This window comes from Sulfitobacter sp. 1A13368 (assembly GCF_043557275.1).
Taxonomy (GTDB): domain Bacteria; phylum Pseudomonadota; class Alphaproteobacteria; order Rhodobacterales; family Rhodobacteraceae; genus Sulfitobacter; species Sulfitobacter faviae.
The window spans coordinates 113,623-134,405 of the sequence record NZ_JBIFFR010000007.1 but is presented as its reverse complement, the minus strand read 5'-3'; the positions used below and the strand labels follow the sequence as shown (position 1 = coordinate 134,405).

23 protein-coding genes are annotated in these 20,783 nt (G+C 62.2%); 10 read left to right on the top strand and 13 right to left on the bottom strand.

The window, feature by feature from the left end; genetic code table 11:
- Positions 1-6: 6 nt before the first annotated feature.
- On the bottom strand, positions 7-1,149 hold the full coding sequence (gene mnmA, locus ACGYK4_RS14675; RefSeq protein WP_394457163.1) for a tRNA 2-thiouridine(34) synthase MnmA: 1,143 nt from the start codon (positions 1,147-1,149) through the stop codon (positions 7-9).
- 120 nt (positions 1,150-1,269) lie between these two features.
- Here mnmA and ACGYK4_RS14670 point away from each other — a divergent pair, with 120 nt between their 5' ends.
- From ACGYK4_RS14670 to ACGYK4_RS14650, 5 genes are all read left to right on the top strand, one after another.
- Positions 1,270-1,548 (top strand): DUF1153 domain-containing protein, encoded by a 279-nt coding sequence (locus ACGYK4_RS14670; protein ID WP_067266163.1) that lies wholly within the window; start codon positions 1,270-1,272, stop codon positions 1,546-1,548.
- A gap of 94 nt (positions 1,549-1,642) precedes the next feature.
- Positions 1,643-2,350: a response regulator transcription factor CtrA gene (gene ctrA / locus ACGYK4_RS14665; protein ID WP_394457162.1), complete on the top strand. Its 708-nt coding sequence runs from the start codon at positions 1,643-1,645 to the stop codon at positions 2,348-2,350.
- A 101-nt stretch (positions 2,351-2,451) separates the two neighbouring features.
- Positions 2,452-4,572: an NAD-dependent DNA ligase LigA gene (ligA, locus tag ACGYK4_RS14660; RefSeq protein ID WP_394457160.1), complete on the top strand. Its 2,121-nt coding sequence runs from the start codon at positions 2,452-2,454 to the stop codon at positions 4,570-4,572.
- Positions 4,569-6,659: an ATP-dependent DNA helicase RecG gene (gene recG, locus ACGYK4_RS14655; RefSeq protein WP_394457159.1), complete on the top strand. Its 2,091-nt coding sequence runs from the start codon at positions 4,569-4,571 to the stop codon at positions 6,657-6,659. The genes ligA and recG overlap by 4 nt, the downstream gene beginning before the upstream one ends.
- Before the next feature lie 99 nt (positions 6,660-6,758).
- Complete coding sequence (locus tag ACGYK4_RS14650) at positions 6,759-6,887, top strand: hypothetical protein (protein WP_269451604.1); 129 nt, start codon at positions 6,759-6,761, stop codon at positions 6,885-6,887.
- 191 nt (positions 6,888-7,078) lie between these two features.
- On the opposite strand, the gene ACGYK4_RS14645 is transcribed toward ACGYK4_RS14650, so the two are convergent.
- Positions 7,079-7,540, bottom strand: coding sequence for an iron-sulfur cluster assembly scaffold protein (locus tag ACGYK4_RS14645; RefSeq protein ID WP_394457157.1), 462 nt, complete (start codon positions 7,538-7,540; stop codon positions 7,079-7,081).
- A 75-nt stretch (positions 7,541-7,615) separates the two neighbouring features.
- Here ACGYK4_RS14645 and hisI point away from each other — a divergent pair, with 75 nt between their 5' ends.
- A complete protein-coding gene (gene hisI / locus ACGYK4_RS14640; protein WP_394457155.1) occupies positions 7,616-7,975 on the top strand; it encodes a phosphoribosyl-AMP cyclohydrolase in 360 nt (119 codons plus the stop codon).
- Between the two features lie 9 nt (positions 7,976-7,984).
- On the opposite strand, the gene gluQRS is transcribed toward hisI, so the two are convergent.
- The 4 genes from gluQRS to ACGYK4_RS14620 form a co-directional block, all read right to left on the bottom strand.
- Positions 7,985-8,842 (bottom strand): tRNA glutamyl-Q(34) synthetase GluQRS, encoded by an 858-nt coding sequence (gene gluQRS, locus ACGYK4_RS14635; protein ID WP_394457154.1) that lies wholly within the window; start codon positions 8,840-8,842, stop codon positions 7,985-7,987.
- Entirely contained in the window at positions 8,839-9,453 is a 615-nt protein-coding gene (locus ACGYK4_RS14630; protein ID WP_394457152.1) for a class I SAM-dependent DNA methyltransferase, read from the bottom strand. Before ACGYK4_RS14630 ends, gluQRS begins: the two co-directional genes overlap by 4 nt.
- A 53-nt stretch (positions 9,454-9,506) precedes the next feature.
- On the bottom strand, positions 9,507-10,847 hold the full coding sequence (gene trmFO, locus ACGYK4_RS14625) for a methylenetetrahydrofolate--tRNA-(uracil(54)-C(5))-methyltransferase (FADH(2)-oxidizing) TrmFO (protein WP_394457150.1): 1,341 nt from the start codon (positions 10,845-10,847) through the stop codon (positions 9,507-9,509).
- Between the two features lie 249 nt (positions 10,848-11,096).
- The gene (locus tag ACGYK4_RS14620) at positions 11,097-11,882 is read right to left on the bottom strand and encodes an enoyl-CoA hydratase (RefSeq protein WP_394457148.1); all 786 of its coding nucleotides are present in this window, start codon (positions 11,880-11,882) and stop codon (positions 11,097-11,099) included.
- A 58-nt stretch (positions 11,883-11,940) separates the two neighbouring features.
- On the opposite strand from ACGYK4_RS14620, the gene ACGYK4_RS14615 reads away from it, so the two are divergent.
- A complete protein-coding gene (locus ACGYK4_RS14615) occupies positions 11,941-12,369 on the top strand; it encodes a PaaI family thioesterase (RefSeq protein ID WP_209218884.1) in 429 nt (142 codons plus the stop codon).
- 254 nt (positions 12,370-12,623) lie between these two features.
- On the opposite strand, the gene ACGYK4_RS14610 is transcribed toward ACGYK4_RS14615, so the two are convergent.
- Positions 12,624-12,854 (bottom strand): DUF1127 domain-containing protein, encoded by a 231-nt coding sequence (locus ACGYK4_RS14610; protein ID WP_067266882.1) that lies wholly within the window; start codon positions 12,852-12,854, stop codon positions 12,624-12,626.
- 96 nt (positions 12,855-12,950) lie between these two features.
- On the opposite strand from ACGYK4_RS14610, the gene ACGYK4_RS14605 reads away from it, so the two are divergent.
- From ACGYK4_RS14605 to rpsI, 3 genes are all read left to right on the top strand, one after another.
- Positions 12,951-14,366 carry a PLP-dependent aminotransferase family protein gene (locus tag ACGYK4_RS14605; RefSeq protein ID WP_271687431.1) on the top strand — a complete coding sequence of 472 codons (1,416 nt, stop codon included), beginning with the start codon at positions 12,951-12,953 and terminating at the stop codon, positions 14,364-14,366.
- Between the two features lie 160 nt (positions 14,367-14,526).
- A complete protein-coding gene (rplM, locus tag ACGYK4_RS14600) occupies positions 14,527-14,988 on the top strand; it encodes a 50S ribosomal protein L13 (RefSeq protein ID WP_067266879.1) in 462 nt (153 codons plus the stop codon).
- A gap of 2 nt (positions 14,989-14,990) precedes the next feature.
- Positions 14,991-15,491 (top strand): 30S ribosomal protein S9, encoded by a 501-nt coding sequence (rpsI, locus tag ACGYK4_RS14595; protein ID WP_067266905.1) that lies wholly within the window; start codon positions 14,991-14,993, stop codon positions 15,489-15,491.
- A 148-nt stretch (positions 15,492-15,639) separates the two neighbouring features.
- Here rpsI and ACGYK4_RS14590 read toward each other — a convergent pair whose 3' ends face one another.
- From ACGYK4_RS14590 to ACGYK4_RS14565, 6 genes are all read right to left on the bottom strand, one after another.
- Positions 15,640-16,329: a hypothetical protein gene (locus tag ACGYK4_RS14590; protein ID WP_394457146.1), complete on the bottom strand. Its 690-nt coding sequence runs from the start codon at positions 16,327-16,329 to the stop codon at positions 15,640-15,642.
- Positions 16,330-16,446: 117 nt separating this feature from the next.
- Positions 16,447-17,064, bottom strand: coding sequence for a TetR/AcrR family transcriptional regulator (locus ACGYK4_RS14585; protein WP_067266873.1), 618 nt, complete (start codon positions 17,062-17,064; stop codon positions 16,447-16,449).
- On the bottom strand, positions 17,057-17,926 hold the full coding sequence (ppk2, locus tag ACGYK4_RS14580) for a polyphosphate kinase 2 (RefSeq protein WP_067266871.1): 870 nt from the start codon (positions 17,924-17,926) through the stop codon (positions 17,057-17,059). Before ppk2 ends, ACGYK4_RS14585 begins: the two co-directional genes overlap by 8 nt.
- Before the next feature lie 49 nt (positions 17,927-17,975).
- Positions 17,976-18,956 (bottom strand): alpha/beta fold hydrolase, encoded by a 981-nt coding sequence (locus ACGYK4_RS14575; RefSeq protein WP_394457144.1) that lies wholly within the window; start codon positions 18,954-18,956, stop codon positions 17,976-17,978.
- Positions 18,940-19,857 carry a homoserine O-succinyltransferase gene (gene metA / locus ACGYK4_RS14570; protein ID WP_394431056.1) on the bottom strand — a complete coding sequence of 306 codons (918 nt, stop codon included), beginning with the start codon at positions 19,855-19,857 and terminating at the stop codon, positions 18,940-18,942. The genes ACGYK4_RS14575 and metA overlap by 17 nt, the downstream gene beginning before the upstream one ends.
- 56 nt (positions 19,858-19,913) lie before the next feature.
- Positions 19,914-20,774 carry an ATPase gene (locus tag ACGYK4_RS14565; RefSeq protein ID WP_394457142.1) on the bottom strand — a complete coding sequence of 287 codons (861 nt, stop codon included), beginning with the start codon at positions 20,772-20,774 and terminating at the stop codon, positions 19,914-19,916.
- Between the last annotated feature and the right edge of the window lie 9 nt (positions 20,775-20,783).

The following is a 20,783-nucleotide window of genomic DNA, read 5'->3' as shown; positions in this document are numbered from 1 at the left end:
GGGCTGTCAGCCGCGGTGGATCCAGCCGCCGCCGAAAATGCGCGTGCTTTCAGGATCATAGAAAACACAGGCCTGCCCGGGAGAGACGCCTTCCTCGGCGGTGAGTAGCTCGACCTCGGCCCCCGTCTCGGAAATCGGGCGCAGGATCGCATCGCGCGGTGGACGGGTGGAGCGCACGCGCACAGCGATGTTCCATTCCGCCTGCGAGGTCAGAGGCGCATCGCCCAGCCAATTGATCTCGCGCACCGGGATCTTGCGGGTGGCGAGCATGGATTTCGGGCCGACGACAACCTCTTTCCGCTCGGGGTCGAGCTTCACGACATAGAGCGGATCGGCCAGACCACCGATGCCGAGGCCCCGGCGCTGGCCGATGGTGTAATGGATCACGCCCTCGTGGCTGCCCAGCACATTGCCCTCGGTGTCGACGATATTGCCCGGATCAGCCGCCTCGGGGCGCAGCTTGCGGATCACCGCGGCGTAGTCGCCGTTCGGGACAAAGCAGATGTCTTGGCTGTCGGGCTTATCGGCGACCTCCAACCCGTATTTCGCGGCGAGCTTGCGGGTGTCGTCCTTGCTCGGCAAATGGCCCAGCGGGAAGCGCAGGTAGGAAAGCTGCTCTTCGGTGGTGGAGAAGAGGAAGTAGCTCTGGTCGCGGTTGCCATCGGCGGCGGCATGCAGCTCTGGCCCGTTCTCACCCATCTTCCGCTGGATATAATGGCCGGTGGCCATGCAGTCCGCCTCGAGGTCCTTTGCGGTTTCCAACAGATCCTTGAACTTTACCCGCTCGTTGCAGCGGATGCAGGGTACGGGCGTCGCACCGCCGAGGTAGCTGTCGGCAAACTCGTCAATCACGGCGTCCTTGAAGACGTTTTCATAGTCCAGCACGTAATGCGGGAAGCCCATCTCCTCGGCCACGCGGCGGGCATCCTGGATATCAACCCCCGCGCAGCAGGCGCCTTTCTTGGCCAGCGCCGCGCCGTGGTCGTAAAGCTGTAGGGTCACGCCGACGACGTCATAGCCCTCGTCCTTGAGCATGGCCGCGACGACGGAACTGTCCACGCCGCCCGACATCGCCACGACGACGCGCGTATCGGCAGGCGCTTTGGCAAAGCCAAGCGAATTGAGCGGCGGGGTCTGATCAAGGGCCATGGGTCTCTCCGGAGTTTGTGCGCGAATATAGGAAAATCCTACCTAGTCACAAGGGCGGGCTTCACGCCGCATTAAGGCAGGTGGGGGTTATTGGACGCCAAAACAATGGCGGATGATGCGATGTACCTGAAAAAAGTCGATGGGCCACGGTCTGTTACCCTCGCTGACGGGAGCGTGATGTCCCGCGCCGATTTGCCGAGCGCCGATACCCGCAGATGGGTCGCTTCGCGCAAGGCGGCGGTGGTGCGGGGGGTGGTCTATGGGCTGATCACCCAATCCGAAGCGCTGGAGCGTTACGGCATTAGTGATGAGGAATTTATGGAGTGGTTACATGCGGTTACCGAACATGGGGAGGCGGCGCTGAAAGCCACGGCCTTGAAAAAATATAGACAACTTTAAGTTGTTAATATATCCTGTCGAGTATCGGTAACGGGTAGTTAACCTTTTTTGCTCAGGGTGAGCCCATCGTCCAAGATGAGCCGGAGTAACCGAAATGCGTGTATTGTTAGTTGAAGACGACCCAACGACCTCTCGCAGTATCGAACTGATGCTGACCCATGCGAATCTCAACGTCTACGCCACCGACCTGGGCGAAGAGGGAATCGATCTGGCCAAGCTTTACGATTATGATTTGATCCTGCTCGACCTCGATCTGCCGGATATGAACGGCCATGACGTGCTGCGCCAGTTGCGGCTCGCCCGGATTGAGACGCCGATCCTGATCCTGTCGGGCTCCGACGATACGGAAAATAAGCTGAGGGGCTTCGGCTTCGGCGCCGACGATTATTTGACGAAACCCTTTCATCGGGAGGAACTGGTCGCCCGGATTCATGCCATCATTCGGCGGTCCAAGGGGCATTCGCAATCCATCATCAAGACGGGCCAAGTGGCGGTGAACCTTGATGCCAAGACCGTCAGCGTGAACGATGCCCCCGTGCATCTGACCGGCAAGGAATATCAGATGCTCGAACTCCTGAGTCTGCGGAAGGGCACGACCCTGACCAAGGAAATGTTTCTCAACCACCTCTATGGCGGCATGGATGAGCCTGAGTTGAAGATCATCGATGTATTCATTTGCAAACTTCGCAAAAAGCTGAGCCAAGCCACCGGCGGGCAGAGCTATATCGAGACGGTCTGGGGCCGCGGCTATGTGCTGCGCGATCCTGATCCGGTCGAGATGGATTTGGCCGCCAGCGCCTGATCCCCCTCGGCTCGGGCTCGAAATCATTCGCCCTGAAAACGCTAGACCTGCCCTTGATCGCCACCTATCTAAGCGACAGATGACAATATCGGGGGCAGATCGTGACATCCCAGATCGAGGTTGAAGCGCTGACCAAAGCGCAGGCAGAGACGGAATTGGCCCGGCTGGCCGATGTGTTGAGCACGGCGAACACCGCCTATCATACGGAAGATGCACCGGAAATTTCCGATGCGGAATATGACGCGCTCAAACGCCGCAATGCCGAGATCGAAGCGCGTTTCCCGAACCTTAAGCGCGCCGATAGCCCCTCCGAACAGGTCGGCGCGCCGGTCGCCGAAGGTTTTGGGAAGATACGCCATGCGGTGCCGATGCTCTCGCTCGCCAATGCTTTCGATGCCGAGGAAGTCACCGAATTCGACGCGCGGATCCGCAAATACCTCGGCCTCGGCGCCGATGCGCCGCTGGCCTATACGGCCGAGCCCAAGATCGACGGGCTGTCGCTTTCTCTGCGCTACGAAAACGGCGTGTTGGTCCAAGCCGCCACCCGCGGCGATGGTGCTGTGGGTGAGAATGTCACCGCGAACGCCCGCACGATCCAAGACATCCCGCAAGAGCTCAAGAACGCGCCCGATTTGCTGGAGGTGCGCGGCGAGGTCTATATGAGCCACGCCGATTTCGCGGCCCTGAACGCGCGGCAGGCGGAAAGGGGCGGCAAGACTTTCGCCAACCCGCGCAATGCCGCTGCCGGATCGCTGCGCCAATTAGACCCCGAAATCACCCGCGCACGGCCGCTGCGGTTCTACGCTTATGCCTGGGGCGCGCTTTCGGCCCCTTTGGCCAACACCCAAAAAGGCGCCATCGACCGTTTGGCGGAACTGGGGTTCTCGACCAACCCTTTGACCGCGCTTTGTGAGGGGCCGGGCGATATGGTCGCCCATTATGAGACGATCGAGGCGCAGCGCGCCACTCTTGGCTATGATATCGACGGCGTGGTCTACAAGGTCGATGACCTTGCCCTGCAGGACCGGCTCGGCTTTCGCTCGACCACCCCGCGTTGGGCCGTGGCCCATAAATTCGCCGCCGAACTGGCATGGACCCGGCTTGAAAGTATCGACATTCAGGTCGGCCGCACCGGCGCATTGTCCCCCGTGGCGCGGTTGCAGCCGGTGACGGTGGGCGGTGTCGTCGTCTCCAATGCCACGCTGCACAATGAGGATTACATCAAAGGGCTCGACAGCAAGGGTGCCGAAATCCGCGGTGGCAAGGATGTGCGCGTCGGTGACTGGGTGCAAATTTACCGCGCGGGCGATGTGATCCCGAAAGTGGCCGATGTGGACCTCTCAAAACGCCCCGAGGATGCGGCGCCTTTCGTCTTTCCGACCACCTGCCCGGAATGCGGATCGGATGCGATCCGCGAGCCGGGCGATGCGGTGCGCCGCTGCACCGGCGGGCTGATCTGCCCGGCCCAAGCCGTTGAAAAGCTGATCCATTTTGTCAGCCGCAAAGCCTTTGACATCGACGGTCTGGGGGCCAAACAGGTCGAACAGTTCTACCACGACGGCTGGATTGCAGAGCCTGCAGATATTTTTACCCTGAAAGAGCGTTATGGCAGCGGCGTGCAGCAGTTGAAAAACCGCGAAGGCTGGGGGCCGAAATCAGCCGAAAACCTGTTCCAAGCCATTGGAGATCGGCGCGAAATTCCCATGGCGCGGCTGATCTTTGCCCTCGGCATCCGCCATGTGGGCGAGGCGGCGTCGAACCTGATCGCGCTCCACTACGGCGATTGGCAGAGTTTCGAGGCCGCCATGGCCGAGGCGCGCGGGCTGGACGGCCCGGCGTGGGACGATCTGATCAGCGTCGATGGGGTGGGCAGCGTTATGGCGGGCTCGCTCGTCGCGGCCTTCGCGCAAGAGGCGGAGCGCGCCTCGATCGACCGGCTGGTGGCGCATCTGACCGTGATTCCTGCCGAGCGGCCCGACACCGAAGGCAGCCCCGTGGCGGGCAAAACGGTCGTCTTCACTGGCACCTTGGAGAAGATGAGCCGTGCCGAGGCCAAGGCCCGCGCGGAGCGTTTGGGGGCCAAGGTTTCGGGCTCGGTCAGCGGCAAGACCGACATTCTGGTCGCGGGGCCGGGGGCGGGGTCCAAGGCCAAAAAGGCCGCCGAACTGGGGATCGAGACCTTGGATGAAGACGGCTGGCTGGCCCTGATCGACGGCCAATGAGCGGCAGACCGGAACAGCTCTTCCCGCTTTTCGCCGGGCTGGAAACGCTCGAAGGGGTGGGGCCTAAGACCGCGCAATTGCTGGGGCAATTGGGCATCCAAGCGCCGCGCGATCTGATTTTTACCCTGCCGCATTCCGGCATCGACCGCCGTCTGCGCGACAGCGTGAAGGACGCGCATCTGCCCGCGACACTGACCGTCGCTGTGACCATCGGCGCGCATCGCCCGGCCCGCAACAAGGGCGGCGCCTATCGCATCATGGTCGAGGACGCGCAGACCAGTTTTCAACTGGTCTATTTCCACGCGCGAGGTGATTACTGGCAGCGCCAATTACCTGAAGGCAGCCGTCGCATCGTCTCGGGCCGGGTGGAATTTTTCGACGGGATGGCGCAGATGGTCCACCCCGATTTCGCGGTGCCGGAGGATCAGGCCAGCAGCATTCCCGATTTTGAGCCGGTTTATCCGCTGACCTCCGGGTTGACACAAAAGCTGATGTACAAGGCCACCCGCGGCGCGTTGAAACGGCTGCCCGTGGTCGCCGAATGGGCTGATCCGGGGCAGGTGGCGCAGGCCGGCTGGCCCGATTTTGCCGCCGCCGCAGAGGCCGCGCATGATCCGCAGAAGGCCGAAGACCTGACCGCCACCGCGCCCGCGCGTGAGCGGCTGGCCTATGATGAGCTTTTCGCCCATCAGGTGACCTTGGCGCTGGCGCGACAGAATGAACGGCGCAAGATGGGGCGGGCGAACCGGGGCGACGGGCGGCTGCAACAAAGGGTCCTGTCGTCCTTGCCCTATCGCCCCACCGGCGCGCAGCAGCGCGCCATCGAAGAGATCACCGCCGACATGGGCCGCGAGACCCGGATGAACCGGCTGTTGCAGGGCGATGTCGGGGCGGGCAAGACGCTGGTGGCTTTCATGGCGCTCTTGCGCGCGGTTGAGGCGGGGGGACAAGCGGTGCTGATGGCGCCGACGGAAATCCTTGCCCGTCAGCACCTTATGGGGCTTCAACCGCTGGCGGAACAGGCGGGCGTGGTGCTGGAACTGCTCACCGGGCGCGACAAGGGGGGCGAGCGTCGGGCCAAGCTCGCGGCGCTGGAACGCGGCGATATTCAGATCCTCGTCGGCACTCATGCGGTCTTTCAGGCGGATGTCAGCTTTGCCGATCTGCGCCTCGCCGTGGTTGATGAACAGCACCGTTTCGGCGTGCGGCAGCGGCTGGAACTGGGCCGTAAGGGGAAGCTTGCCGATGTGTTGGTGATGACCGCCACGCCGATTCCGCGCAGTCTGGCGCTGGCGCAATACGGCGATATGGATGTCTCGATTTTGGATGAAAAGCCTCCCGGTCGGCAGCCCATTCGCACCGCGCTCGTCTCGACCGCGCGGATGGATGAGGTCATCGACCGGATGCGCCATGCGATCAGCGAGGGGCGGCAGTGCTACTGGGTATGTCCGCTGGTTGAGGAAAGCGAAGTCAGCGATCTCACCGCGGCGGAGGACCGGTTTAAGCGGCTGCGTGCGGCCTTGGGCGAAGGGATCGTCGGGTTGGTCCACGGCCAGATGCCACCTGCCGAGAAGGACGCGGCAATGCGCGCCTTCCAAGCGGGGGAGACCAAGGTGCTGGTGGCCACGACAGTGATCGAAGTGGGTGTCGACGTGCCCAATGCAACAATCATGGTGGTGGAACGGGCAGAAATTTTCGGCCTCGCGCAGCTGCACCAGTTGCGGGGTCGCGTCGGGCGGGGCTCAGGCGCCTCGACCTGCCTTTTGATGTATCAAGCGCCGCTGAGCGAGACGGGCCGCCAGCGGCTTGAGGTGCTGCGCGAATCCGAGGACGGGTTTGTCATCGCCGAAACCGACCTGAAGATGCGCGGCACGGGGGATCTGATTGGCACGGCGCAGTCCGGCGTGCCGCGTTTCCGCGTGGCGGATTTGGAGCGTCAGGCGGGCCTGATGGCGGTGGCGCAATCAGACGCTCGCAAGCTTTTGGTCGATGACCCCAGCCTCGAAGGGCCGCGCGGCAAGGCCGTGAGACTGCTTTTGTGGCTCATGCGCCAGGATGAGGCGATTCGTTTGATAACAGTGGGTTAGCGATCGAAACCTCATTATGTTCGCGGATGTTCTCAAAAAGTTCTTTACTTGCGGGTGAAGAAATGAGAACAAAGAAGCAACACAGATAAGGAGGTATTGATGATGACTTACACTGCCCTGAAATCTATCGCCGTCAGATCACAGGCCACATTGCTGCAAGATGCAGCAGGGGCCGCCGCTTTGATCGTGATGCTGGTGGTGGGTCTGCATCTGCCCGCCTTTATCTGAGTTCTGCCAAGGCTCTCATGCCGCTTTGCCGCTGCATCCGTCCCAATTTGATGCTCCGACTTGCCTGTCCGCGTCGGGTTTCGGCAAAGTGGGTCCCACATGAGGCACGCCGACTGACGCCGCCATCCTTCGCAGGATGTGCGGCGTTTTTTTAGCTTTTACGAGGGAAGGCAGGCTGAGGTTGGCCGCGATCAGCGCTCGCCCGCTTCGGCAGGTGCCTCGGCCTCTTGCATCGCTTCCGTCAATGCTTCGATGCTGAGCATGATGGAGGCATGGCGGTTTTTATAGGCCGTGGCGGGGGTTAGCACTTCGAAACCGTCGAAGGGGGCATCCGGCACCGGGCCTTCGCCTTTAAGCATGGCGCGCAATTGATCGCGTGCGGTTGCGATCTGCACAAGCGATCTGCCGGGGGCGGCATCGCCCACCACGGCGGCGGCGGCTTGCCCCAAGGCGCAGGCTTTCACGTCCTGCTTCATCTCGGCCAGATGCCCATTCTCAACCCGCACATCGACCGTCACGCTGGAGCCGCAGAGCGGCGAGCGGCGTTTCACGCTGGCTTGCGGGGCTTCCATGCGGCCCAAGTGGGGGATCTCGGCCGCGAGCGCGAGAATGCGCGCGGAGTAGAGCTTGATGAGGTCCGTCTCATCCGACATGGGCTGTTCCTTTTCGTGCTGAAACCCTACATAAGCGCCGCAGAGACAGATGCAAATATTTCCACGAGGTGCCCGATGACATTTGATCCTGCAAGCCTTCAGTTCAACGAAGCGGGGTTGATCCCGGCCATTGCACAGGACGCCGAGACCCATGAGGTGCTCATGCTGGCGTGGATGAATGCTGAGAGCATCGCGCGCAGCCTCGAGACCGGCAAGGTCACCTATTGGAGCCGCTCGCGGCAGGCGTTCTGGGTGAAGGGCGAAACCAGCGGCAATGTGCAAAAGCTGGTCGAAATGCGCGTCGATTGTGACCGGGACTGCCTGTTGTTGATGGTGGATCAGACTGGGCCGGCCTGTCACACCGGGCGGCGGAGCTGCTTTTACACTGGCATTCAGGACGGTGAAGAGGTCGAACTGATGAAGCCGATGGATTAAGAACGTGCTCTAAAGCCCGACGATATCACGAATTTCGTCGGGCGTGGCGCCGTTCTCGCGATAGAGCGCGATGGCGCGGGCGTCATCACGTTTGGCCAGTCTCTTGCCGCTGTCATCGCGGATCAGGCGGTGGTGGTGATAGAGCGGCGTCGGCAGATCGAGCAATGCCTGTAGCACCACATGAATATAGGTTGCTTCAAACAAATCGGCCCCGCGCGGGACCAGCGTCACCCCCTGCGCGGCGTCGTCGAGCACGACCGAAAGGTGATAGGACGTGCCCATGTCGCGGCGGGCCAAGACCACATCCCCGACCGTGCCGATCAACTCATCAGGGGAGAGGGTGATCTTCCCAGTTTCGGCATTCTTCCCCTGGCCGTTTTCGGTGAAGCTTAGCTTGGTATTGCCGAGTATTTCCAGTGCTTTACGCATATCGAGGCGCAGTGCGCCGGAGGCTTTGGGGCGGCCTGCTGCACGGCAGGTGCCGGGGTAGATGAGGCCATCGGGGCCGTAGACGGGTTCCGCTCCCTCTTGCGGCGCGCTGGTGGCGGCGGCAATGTCGCGGCGGTTGCAGGTGCAGGCATAGAGCAGGCCGCGCGACCAGAGGGCATCTAGGGCGGCTTGATAGGCCGCCATTCGTTCCGATTGCCGCATGACGGGTTGCGGCCAGTCGATGCCCAGCCATGCGAGGTCTTCGTAGATCTGCACCTCCCAATGCGCACGCGCGCGGGATTGGTCGATGTCTTCGATCCGCAGCAGAAAATCGCCGCCTGCGGCCTTTGCCAGATCATGGGCCAAGAGTGCGGAATAGGCGTGGCCAAGGTGCAGTGGTCCGGTCGGAGAGGGTGCGAATCTGGTGGTGAGAGTCAATTCTTTTCAATCAGATATACGGTAGACTTCATGTCGATCCCGGGCAGGTGCGGCCCTTCCTCGGCAAAGAGAAGGATCGCCGCGCCGCAATCGGTCCATTCGTGGATCATGCCCAAAGCACCGCGATCTTCCAGCGCCTTTTCATTTAGTGAAAACAGTAGCTTACCGCCCTTTTCTAACCCATGCATCAGCGTATCGAAGAGGCTGATCGGGGCCGCACCGGGGCCGATCACACCGATGGCGCTGATCGCTGCATAAGCCCCGGGCGCAAAGGGAAGTGGCGCGTCAACTTCGAGTTCTAATATGTTGCGGTATATGCCTTTTTTGCGCGCTTGCTCCAGCATGGCAGCGGAAACATCCCCGCCGTCGATGGTGGTGAAACCCGCCTGTTTCAGCGCCGCGCCGGACAGCCCGGTGCCGCAGCCGATGTCGAAGACCGGCAGGTCTTGATCGTCGAGGAATTCTGCGAGCGTGGCAGCGGCGCGGTCGGGCGTGGCATAGCCCTGCGCCTTGATGTCCTCGTCATAGCTGCTTGCCCATTCGTCATAGAGGCTGCGGATCACATTCGTGTCCCGCGCCGCATAGGCCTTGTCAAAAAAATGCTGTGTCATGCCCTTAGGATATGGGGGATGAGCAGGAGGATCCAGTGTTAACCCCCGGCGCGTTAACCTTGATTAAGCCATGTTTGCCAATCGGCCTTGGCGCGGTCGGTATAGGCTTTGTAACGGTCCTTGCGGCCACGGCGGCCCGATTTTAGCCCTTCGACCGGGGGGAAGAGGCCGAAGTTCACGTTCATCGGCTGGAAGGTCTTTGCCTCGGCCCCGCCGGTGATATGGGTGATCAGCGCGCCCATGGCGGTGCTGTCGGGCGGGGTGGGCAGGCTGCCGCCCTTGATTTCAGCAGCGGCCATGCGGCCCGCCAGCAGGCCCATGGCGGCGCTTTCGACATAGCCTTCGACACCGGTGATCTGACCCGCAAAGCGGATATTGTCGCGGCTGCGCAGGCGCATCTGGTCGTCAAGCAGTGTCGGCGAGTTGATGAAGGAGTTCCGGTGAATGCCGCCCAAACGGGCGAAGCGCGCGTTTTCCAGCCCCGGAATGCGTTTGAAAACATCTGTTTGCGCGCCGTACTTCATCTTGGTCTGGAAACCGACGATATTGTACAGCGTGCCCAGTTTATTGTCGCGGCGCAATTGCACCACGGCATGGGCCTTGACCTCGGGCTGGTGCGGATTGGTCAGCCCCACGGGTTTCATCGGGCCGTGGCGCAGGGTTTCGCGGCCCCGCTCGGCCATCACTTCGATGGGCAGGCAGCCGTCAAAATAGCCTGCGGTTTCGCCCTCGCGGAACTCGGTTTTTTCGGCGGCCAAAAGCGCGTCGATGAAACCCTCGTATTGCTCCTTGTCCATCGGGCAGTTGAGGTAGGCGGTGCGCTCTTCTTCGGTCTCGCCCTTGTCATAGCGCGACTGCATCCAGGCTTTGGACATGTCGATGCTGTCAAAATAGACGATGGGCGCGATGGCGTCGAAAAAGGCCAGCGCCTCAGCGCCGGTTTCAGCCGCGATGGCTTCGGCGAGCTTGCCCGAGGTCAGCGGACCGGTAGCGATGATCCATTTGCCGTCGCGCGGCAGTTCGGTGATCTCGCCATATTCGACGGTGATATTGGGGTGTGCCAGCAGGGTGTCGGTGACGGTTTGCGCGAAGGGGTCGCGGTCCACGGCCAGCGCGCCACCCGCGGGCAGGCGGTTCTTGTCAGCGCAGGCCATGATCAGCCCGTTGGCGGCGCGCATTTCCCAATGCAGCAGGCCGACGGCGTTTTGCTCGTCATCATCCGAGCGGAAGGAGTTGGAGCAGACCATCTCGCCCAGAAGCCCGGTTTGGTGGGCGAAGGTTTCGACCTTGGGGCGCATTTCGTGGATCACGACCTTCACGCCCGCGTTCGCCGCTTGCCAAGCCGCCTCTGATCCGGCCATGCCGCCGCCGATGATGTGCAATGTATCTGTCATGGGGGCGATGTAGGGCAGGGCAGCGCCGCACGCAACAGGCAAGAAGGGGCGATGAGGCTGCGGGAGAGGAATGGTTTTGGGGTCGCCGCGGCGGGAATGGTCGGTCAGTGAGAGGCTGACCCGGAGGGACCTTCCGCCTGCGGCGACCCAAAATCATCAGGGTTTCTATGCCCTAACATAACTATGCCGTGATTTCGCCAGATTTGCCAGCCCCCGCGTGGCAACAAAGGCTGGCGATTTTGGAAACAATCATTGGGGCCAATCGGGGCGGCGTTTTTCCAAGAAGGCGTCGATGCCCTCGCGTGTTTCTGCCTCAAGCATGTTGCGGACCATGACCTCGCCCGTGAAGGCGTAGGCTTGTTCGCTGGGCATCTGCATTTGCTGGTAGAAGGCGCCTTTGCCATGGGCGACGGCGGTGCCGAGTTTGGCGGCGATCTTCTCGGCCAGCGCCTCGGTCTCTTGAGCCAGTTGGTCGCCCGGCACGGCGCGGTTGATCAGGCCCAGTTCAGCAGCCCGAGGGGCAGAGATGAACTCTCCGGTAGTGAGCATCTCAAACGCCTGTTTGCGCGGGATGTTGCGGGTCAGGGCGACCATGGGGGTTGCGCAGAAGAGGCCGATATTCACGCCGTTGACACCAAAGCGGCAGTCATCCGCGGCGATGGCCAGATCGCAGGTGGCGACCAATTGACAGCCCGCGGCGGTGGCGATGCCATGCACTTGGGCGATGACGGGCTGCGGCAGGCTTTGAATGCGGGCCATGAGGCCGGCGCAGCGGTCAAAGAGGTCTTTGAAGCCCGCCGCTCCCCCGTCTTCGGCTTGGCGCATGGCGGTCATCTGGCGCAGGTCGTGGCCCGCGCAGAAGCCTTTGCCAGCGCCGGACAGGACGATGACCCTCGTGGTACGGTCTTGGGCCAATTTGTCGAAGCGCTCGTGCAGGGCGGCCAGCATTTCGTCCGACAGGGCGTTCAGCCGTTCGGGGGCGTTCATGCGCAGGTGGGTCACCGGCCCGCGTGCCGTAACGTCAAGAATTGCCACCTTGCCCTCCCCAGTTGATCACGCCAACGTTACGCCGAGGATAGCAGGGAGGACAAGTATGGCCGTGGTGATGGATGCGGAGGCGTTGGAAGCCTTCATGCGGGAGGTGTTCGATCAGGTGGCGGATGATTTCGCCGTGGATCATGTGGCCGAGAACGAGATCACCATGCGCCTGTTGACCAGCCGTCGCCATCTGCGGCCCGGAGGGACTGTTTCAGGCCCGTCGATGTTCGCGCTGGCGGATGTCTCGGCCTATCTGGTGACGCTGGCGATGATCGGGCCTAAGGCGCTGGCGGTAACGACGAATTGCTCGATTGATTTTATGCGCAAACCGCTGGCGGATGTGCCGCTGGTGGCCCATGCCAAGCTGCTGAAGCTGGGGCGGCAGCTGTCGGTGACGGATGTGTTGATCTATTCCGAGGGGTCGGACAAGCCGGTGGCGCGGGCCGGGCTGACTTATGCGATTCCGCCTGCGTCGATGGGGTGAGGGGCAGAGTTTAGGGCCAGCGCCTGACCGTGGGGTGGCGATTGCGACGCCGGTCCATGCCACTTTATGGCGCAGCCGTGATGCGCCTTATCGCAAATGCGCCCAGCCTCACCAAATCGCCAGCCCGCCGGGACAGGCAGGCGATGGCCCGGCGCCTGCGGCTTGATTCCGGTCCGAGGAATTCTCAGAGGCCACAAAAAAAGGGCCGGGAAAACCCGGCCCGAGGAAGAGGTCTGGCAGTCGCCACAGGGAAGCTACGCTTGCCAGAACACGCGGGAAGCCTCGGCCGAGGCTTGTTCCGGTGTCAGTCCCGCATCTTCAAGCTCCCACGGTTCAAGCGCGGCAAGCGCGATCCGGGTGCGTCGGCGGGCCGCCCATGTGGTCACGACCGCCGCAAAGCGCAGCGCAATCACCGCAGGGACCGGCAGCGCGCGGTATGTCATCAATGTCATTGCATCGGCGGTAAGGGGGCGTGCCTGTGTCATGGGGGGACTCCTTGAAATTGTATTGACACAAAGTGTAGAATGTCTACAGATACAACGGTACAAAGCGCGATACAATTTGACCACAGGAATATTGTAATGGGTACAATTTGGCAGCCGACACTGGCCGAGGGGCAGGGGCCGAAGTACAAGCTCGTCGCGCTGACCATCCGGCAGGGGATCAACTCCGGCGCTCTGGCGGTGGGGGATAAGCTGCCGCCGGTGCGGGAACTGGCGTGGCAATTGGGGATTACCCCCGGCACCGTGGCGCGGGCCTATACCATCCTCACCGATGAGGGGCTGTTGGAGGCCGAGGTGGGCCGTGGCACCTTTGTCGCCCCGCCGCAGGCGGCCATTCGCGAAGATGTCTGGAATCGCGAACAAGATAGTTGGATTAAAGAGTTGGAGGTTGCCGATACGGATGCGGTCAGCCTCTTCAGCCCGCGCCTGCCGGACATGGGGCAGGTGGCGCTGATCCGCAGCGCCCTGCGGCAGGTGGCGGATGTGCCGGGCGAAGACCTGATGAACTATCCCACCCGCGACGCCTATGCCCCGGTGCGGCAAGCGGTGGTCGACTGGCTGTCGCATCTCGCCCTCGGGCCGCTGAGCGAGCGTGACGTCGTGCTGTCGCATGGCGGGCAGAGCGGGATTGTATTGGTACTGCAAGCGATCCTCTCGGGGCCGAAGCCGGTGATGCTGGTCGAAGACCTCTCCTACGCCGGGTTTCGCCGCGCGGCGGAAGTGCTGCGCGCCGAGGTGGTCGGGGTGGCGATGGACGCAGAGGGCGTCCTGCCCGAGGCGTTGGACAAGGCCGCGCGCGACAGCGGGGCGCAGGTCTTTTGCACGACGCCGGAGGTGCATAACCCCACGGGCAGCCACACCAGCCTTGAACGGCGGCGTGCGCTGTTGGAAGTCGCCAAACGGCATGGGTTGGAGATTTTGGAGGATGACTGCTACCGCATGGGCCTCGCCCGCGCGCCGAGCTACCGCTCGCTCTGGCCTGAGCATGTCTGGCATGTCTCTTCGATCTCAAAGGAATTGACACCTGCCTTGCGGGTGGGGTTTGCGCTGGCCCCCGCAGGCCGTGCGGCGGACCTGCGGCGGGTGGCGGAATATGGCTATTTCGGCCTCGCCCGTCCCTTAGCCGAAGCCACGCGGATTCTGCTGACGGACCCGCGGCTCAAGACGATCTGCGCCGATATTCGTGAAAGATTGGCGGAATATGTCGAGGTCGCGGTCAATCATCTGGGCGGCCACGATTTGGAATGGTCGCGCGATGTGCCCTTCCTCTGGCTGCAACTGCCGCCGGGGTGGCGGGCCGCCGGGTTCTGCCGTGCAGCAGAGGCGCAGGGCGTGCAGATCCGCTCGGCCGATGAATTCGCCCTGCGCGATGGCCGCGCACCCCATGCGGTGCGCATTGCCGTGAACGCCCATGTCTCCCTGCGCTCCTTCGAGGCGGCAATGCAGCGGCTGCGCTGCCTTCTGGACAATCCACCGGAGCAGATCAGCGTGTAGAAATATGGGGTATTATTATACCTAAATCATAACACCTTGTTTTGGCTTATAAAATCAGGGATTGCTGCGCTTGACCCGGCGATGCAGGTGTTTATAACGCCTCCATCAGACACCGGGCGGGGATTCCTCGTTCCGACCAACCTCAAACGGGAATTCATCCATGAAAACCTTTTCTGCGACACCGGCAGATATCGACAAGAAATGGATCATCATCGACGCCGAAGGCGTCGTGCTGGGCCGTCTCGCCTCGATCGTTGCCATGCGCCTGCGCGGCAAGCACAAGCCGTCCTTCACGCCGCATATGGATTGCGGCGACAACGTGATCGTCATCAACGCCGACAAGGTGCAGATGACCGGCAAGAAGCGCGAAGAGCACTTCTACTGGCACACCGGCCACCCCGGTGGCATCAAATCGCGCACCAAGGCACAGATCCTCGAAGGCGCGCATCCTGAGCGTGTTGTGACCCAAGCGGTCAAGCGCATGCTGCCCGGCAACCGCCTGAGCCGCCAGATCATGACCAACCTGCGCGTCTATGCAGGTAGCGAACACCCCCATGAGGCGCAGAGCCCCGAAGTTCTGGATGTCAAATCCCTGAACAAGAAAAACACGCGGAGTGCATGAGCATGGCTGACGAAATCAAATCCCTCGACGGTCTGGAAGCAGCCGTGACCGACAACATCGGCGGCGTGCAGGGCACCGAGACCGAAGTGACCCCCCGTGAGCCGGTTCGTGACGAACTGGGCCGCGCCTATGCCACCGGCAAGCGTAAAGACGCGGTCGCCCGCGTTTGGATTAAGCCCGGTTCCGGCAAGGTCATCGTGAACGGCAAGCCGCAGAACGAATACTTCGCGCGCCCCGTGCAGCAGCTGATCCTCGCGCAGCCGTTCGGCATCACCAACACCGAAGGCCAGTTCGACGTGATCGCGACTGTCAAAGGCGGCGGTCTGTCCGGTCAAGCGGGCGCGGTCAAGCACGGCATCTCCAAAGCCCTGCAGCTCTACGATCCCTCCCTGCGCGGTGCGCTGAAAGCGGCAGGCTTCCTGACCCGCGACAGCCGCGTTGTCGAGCGGAAGAAATACGGTAAGGCCAAGGCGCGCCGGAGCTTCCAGTTCTCCAAGCGTTAAGCTTACCGATCATATTTTGCGAAAGGGCTGCCCTCCGGGGTGGCCCTTTTTCGTTGCGGTGGGCAGGGTTGGCCGCGGGACATGAAAAAGGCCGCCGCGGTGTCCCGCAGCGGCCTTAGGTCCGGATCGCGATTGATCCGGAAACGGCTTAGCCGCCGATTTCGTAGCTCACGGTGAAGCCCAGCACGCCGTCACCATCGTTGGTGTCTTCGTAAAGCGCTTCAAAGCTGACGCCATCGCCGAAGTCATAGACGGCGCCGGCTTCGGCATAGATGTTGTCGTCGCGGTCGCTGTTGCCGATGAGGCCAACGGCGGTCCAACGCTCGGACAGGGGCGCTTCAAACGCGACTTCCTGATCGCTTTTGCCATTGTCGGGGTCGATGATCACGGCGAATGCGCCCGAGGCGTCACGCCCGATGGGGAAGCCCAGCGTCGCGGTGATCTCTTCGCTGTGGTCTTTGGAATCGTTCAGCCAGATGTAGCCATAGGTCAGATCCCAGCTCAGGCCCTGACCGAAGTCCGCGCCGTAGCCGAGGTTTGCTTCGAATTCGACGTCATCGGTGGGGTCTTGGTAAAGCGATGTCGCGCTCAGCCCGGTGTGGAAGCCGCCGTAGGTCAGCTCGACAAAACCTTCGACTTCGTTTTCGAGGTGATCGAAATCATCCGACGTGTTGAACCGTGTCGCGGCAGAGACGCCGGCGGTCCAGCCAACCATGGAAGTCATGGTGCGGTCTTCGATGACCGGGTCGAAACCGGTGGTGACGTTTTCCTGCGCATAGGCAGCAGAGGAGAGCAGCCCGGCGGTGAGGCCGAACCCGATAAGATGTTTGATATTCATGGCATTTGCCTAGTTTTGGACCATAGCTTGTCTGCGACTGGCGAGGTCAGGTTGTGAAGGCCCATCGGATAGGGCGCCTTGCAGGAGATGACAGTGGCGGCCTAAGGGCCGCCGCCGTCACTCGTCAGGGCTGACCAGCCCCAAGCCGCGCAGATAAATCCCGATCCCGGTTTCCAGCAGGTCATCGGGCGGGAAGGGCGAGGCGCGACCGGGCGAGTTGCGGGCGAAAAGCTCGACCACCCCGTGGCTCATCGCCCAGATATGAGCCGAGAACATCGAAGCTGGTGGGCGTTTGTCCGCAGGGATATGTTGGCTGAGGTCTGTGGCCGCGCGTTCCAGCACCGCATTGGCGCGGTTGGCGGCATGGGCCAGCTCCGGCGTGCGGTTGACCGAGATGCCGGATTCGAACATCGCGATGTAATGGCCGGGATGTTTGCGGGCGAAGGCAAGATAGGCGCGGCCCGTCGCCTCAAAGGCTTTGAGCGCCGAGGGCTGGCCGGATTGATAGGCGAATTCCATCAAATCGGCAAAGATATCATAGCCTTGATGCGCGGCCTCGGCGATGAGGTCTTCGCGGCCCTCAAAATGGCGATAGACCGCCGCCGGGGTGACGCCCGCGCGTTTGGCCGCCTCGGAAAGGGTGAAACCCGTGGGGCCGCGCTGCTCGATCAACTCAAGCGCCGCGTCGATCAGCGCTTGGCGCAGGTTGCCATGATGGTAGCCGCGCTTAGGCATCCCAGATGTCCGGCCCGCCGCAGATCTCATCGTCGATCTTGCCGATCGCCTTGGCGTCTTTCTGAGGATAGTCGAAACGGTGCAGCAGATGGCGCATGGCCGCCAGACGGGCGCGACGTTTGTCGTCAGAGCGGATCACCGTCCACGGGGTTTCATCCGTGTGGCTGCGCAGCAGTGTCTCGGCGATGGCGGCGGAATACTCCTCCCATTTCGCGAGACCTTTGACGTCGATGGGGCTGAGTTTCCACTGTTTCAGCGGATCGGACTCGCGCGACAACATGCGGCGCAACTGCTCGGCCCGGCCCACGTTGAGCCAGAACTTGATCAGGTGAATGCCGTCTTCGACGAGCATCTGTTCGAACGGGGTGACCTGTTCAAAGAAATGCGCGCGTTGTTCGGGGGTGCAGAAGTCAAAGACCTTCTCCACCACCCCGCGATTGTACCAAGAACGGTCATAAAAAACCATCTCGCCCGCCGTGGGCAGGTGTTTGATATAGCGCTGAAAATACCACTCGCCCTGCTCGGTTTCAGTGGGTTTCGACAGGGCCACCACCCGCGCAGACCGCGGGCTGAGGTTTTCGCGCATACGGCGGATGGTGCCGCCTTTGCCAGCGGCGTCGCGGCCCTCGAAAACCATGACGACGCGCTGCCCGGTTTCGCGCACCCAAGACTGCAGTTTGACCATTTCGATCTGCAACCGGTCATAGTCACGCTCATAGGTCTTGCGCGACAGACGTTCGTCATGCGGGTAGCTGGGCGAAAGGATATCATCCTTGTCGGCCCGCTGGATCGCTTGGCGGATGTCCTCGGGGGCGTCGTTCTCGTAAAAGGCGCTGATTGCGCCGTCAAAGGGCAGGTCCATGGGCGCTCCTTGCGGGTTGTTCTTGTTTCAATATGGGATGTTAAGGCGATTAACGCAAACCGGCACGGGCGGCGGCGCGGTCGATGGCATCGACCACTGCCTGCGGGTCGGCGTGATGGGGCATATGGCCCATGCCGGGCAGACGGGTCAGGGCGCCGTTGGGGATGTCTTTGATCAGTTCCTCGGCGTGGATATGCATCGGGACAATGGTATCGGCATCGCCGTGAATGACCTCGACCGGCATGGTCAGGCGGTCATATTGCGCTGCCATTTCAACCACATGGGGGCGAAGCTGGTGGACCTGTTGCGCATTGGCGCGGCTGGCGCTGCGGCGCAGGGTGAGGCCCGTGCCGATGAGATCGGCATAGCCTTCGGGCGCTTGCTGTGGGGCAAAGATCGCCGCGATGCTGCTTTGCACCACGCTGTCAGGCACAAAGGCGGTGACGGCGGGGATAAAGAGCGCACCGCCAAGCCGTGAGGCGCTGACGTTATAGAGCCAGCCCAGACCGCCGGGCCATGGCTCCGACACGGCAGAGACCAGGACCAGCGCTGCGGTCTCATCGGGGCGTTGCAGCCCCCAAGCCAGCGCCACGGCCCCGCCAAAGGAATGGCCCAGCACGATGGGGTTTTCGACGCCCAGTTGATCCGCCGCTTTCTGCAAAAGGGCGGCCTGTTCCTGCGGCGACTCGCCGCGCGGGTTCCAAGGCCCGCGCGCGCCGGGCAGGCGGGCGGTATAGCCCATGCCGGGACGGTCGAACATGATGACGCGGTAGCGGTCGCTCAGCCGCTTAGCGAAGCCCAAAGTGAAATCGCGCAGGTTGCCGCTGGCCCCGTGGATCAAAACCAGATCCGGCCCGCTGCCGATGATCTTGGCATGGACCGGCAGGCCGTCCACCGTGATGATTTCCCCCTCAGGCGGATGGCTGGCTTCGGCCCGCGCCTCATGCCGCGCGGCGCGCCATTGGACGAGCGCGGTAAGCAGCGCCAGCCCGAGAAGGAGGGCAAGCAGCAGTTTAATGGCCGATCTCATTCATATCAAAGGGGGTGGTTTGGTATATCTCGTTGATCCAATTGCCATAAAGCAGATGCGCATGGCTGCGCCAGCGGTTCACCGGCGTGCGCGCGGGGTCATCCTCGGGGTAGTAGTTGCAGGGCACGTTGATCGGCACGCCATTCTCGACATCGCGGTCATACTCTTGCTTAAGCGTGTCGCGGTCGTATTCGAAATGGTTGAAGACATAGAGCGCGCGGTGCGCGGGGTCTTCGATCAGACAGGGCCCAACCTCATCACTGCCCAAAAGCGTGGTCAGGCCGGGATGGGCGTCAACCTCATCTTGGCGCATCTCGGTCCAGCGCGAGACGGGCACGGTGCAATCATCCGAAAAGCCGCGCAAATAGGGCGAGGCGGGCGCGAGGTTGCGGTGCCGGAAACAGCCGAAAGCCTTTGCGCTCAGCATGTGTTTCTTGACGCCGTGGAAGTGGTTGATCATCGCCATGCCGCCCCAGCAGACGCCAAAGGTGGAGTGGATATTGGTCTGGGTCCATTCCATCACCTCGCGCAGCTCGTCCCAATATGTCACCTCGTCAAAGTCGAGATGTTCGATCGGGGCGCCGGTGATGATCAGCCCGTCGAACTTTTCGGCCTTCATCTCCTCAAAGGGGCGGTAGAAGCTCTCCATATGTTCGGCGGCGGTGTTGCGGGTCCGGTGGTCGGACATGCGGATGAGGCTCAGTTCAATCTGCAAGGGCGTGGCACCGATCAGCCGGGCAAACTGGTTCTCGGTCTGGATTTTCTTGGGCATTAGGTTCAGAAGGGCGATGCGCAGGGGGCGGATGTCTTGCCGCGAGGCCAGTTCCTCGTCCAGAACCATGACCCCTTCGTTGCGCAGAACGTCGAAGGCAGGCAGGCGGGAGGGGATCTTGATGGGCATGAGACAGGTCTTTCAGGGGTGGCCAATGCAGTCAGATAATCTTGGGCGGGGCGGGTTCAACCGCCCGCGGGCAGGTGGCGGGCAATGAGGTCGGTAAAGTCTTCGGGAGCTTTCAACGCGTCGATATCGGCGGGGGTGATGGTGACACCCCATTTCGACATCGCCACATAGCGGGGTTGGCGGTGCGACAGGGCGGCGGCATAGGTCCAGCGGATGAAGTCGTCGGGGTTCACCGCGTCCTCTGTAATGTTCTTTTCGGCCAGATAATCGGCCCATGCCCGGGCGAGGAATTCGGGCTGATAGGCCATCGGCTTGGGGGCTTTGTCAAAGCGTCGGATGAGTTCCTCGGTATGGGCCTCGTCGCCCTTGATCCAGACCAGCAGACATTCCTCGGCCAATTGCCGCAGGAGCGGGTCGTTCGGGTCTTCGGGGTCGACCCATTCGCAGATCGAGCCACCGGTGTCGCAGATGAAATGCGGATAGCCATAGAGCGCCTCGGCGCGGGTGGCGAAATAGGCGGTGTCTTGCAGCGCGTTGATCTCGGCCCGGCGGAAAGCCTCTTGCCGTTTGGCGTATTCTTCCATCGGCAGCCCGCCGCGCGAAGGGTCACCCGGTTTGCCCAGCCATGTGGCCACAGGCGACAGGTTGTCGAAGGTGATGTTCGAGCCGATGTAGATGCTATCGCTCAGCAGCAGATCGCGCAGGAAGGGCACTTTCATCGCCTCGGCCTTGGCATTGTCGGCGATGAGCTCGCCCAAGTAGCGGGTGCCGATGCGGTAGTCGATGGAGTAGTGAAACCAATCCCCGCTGGCGCGCAGCAGGCTGGAGAGATGGGTCTTGCCCAAGCCCGACATGCCGAAGATCAGAACTTTGCGCCGCGGCGCCGCGCGCCAATCGTCAGCCGTGGGGTAGAGCATGTATCACCA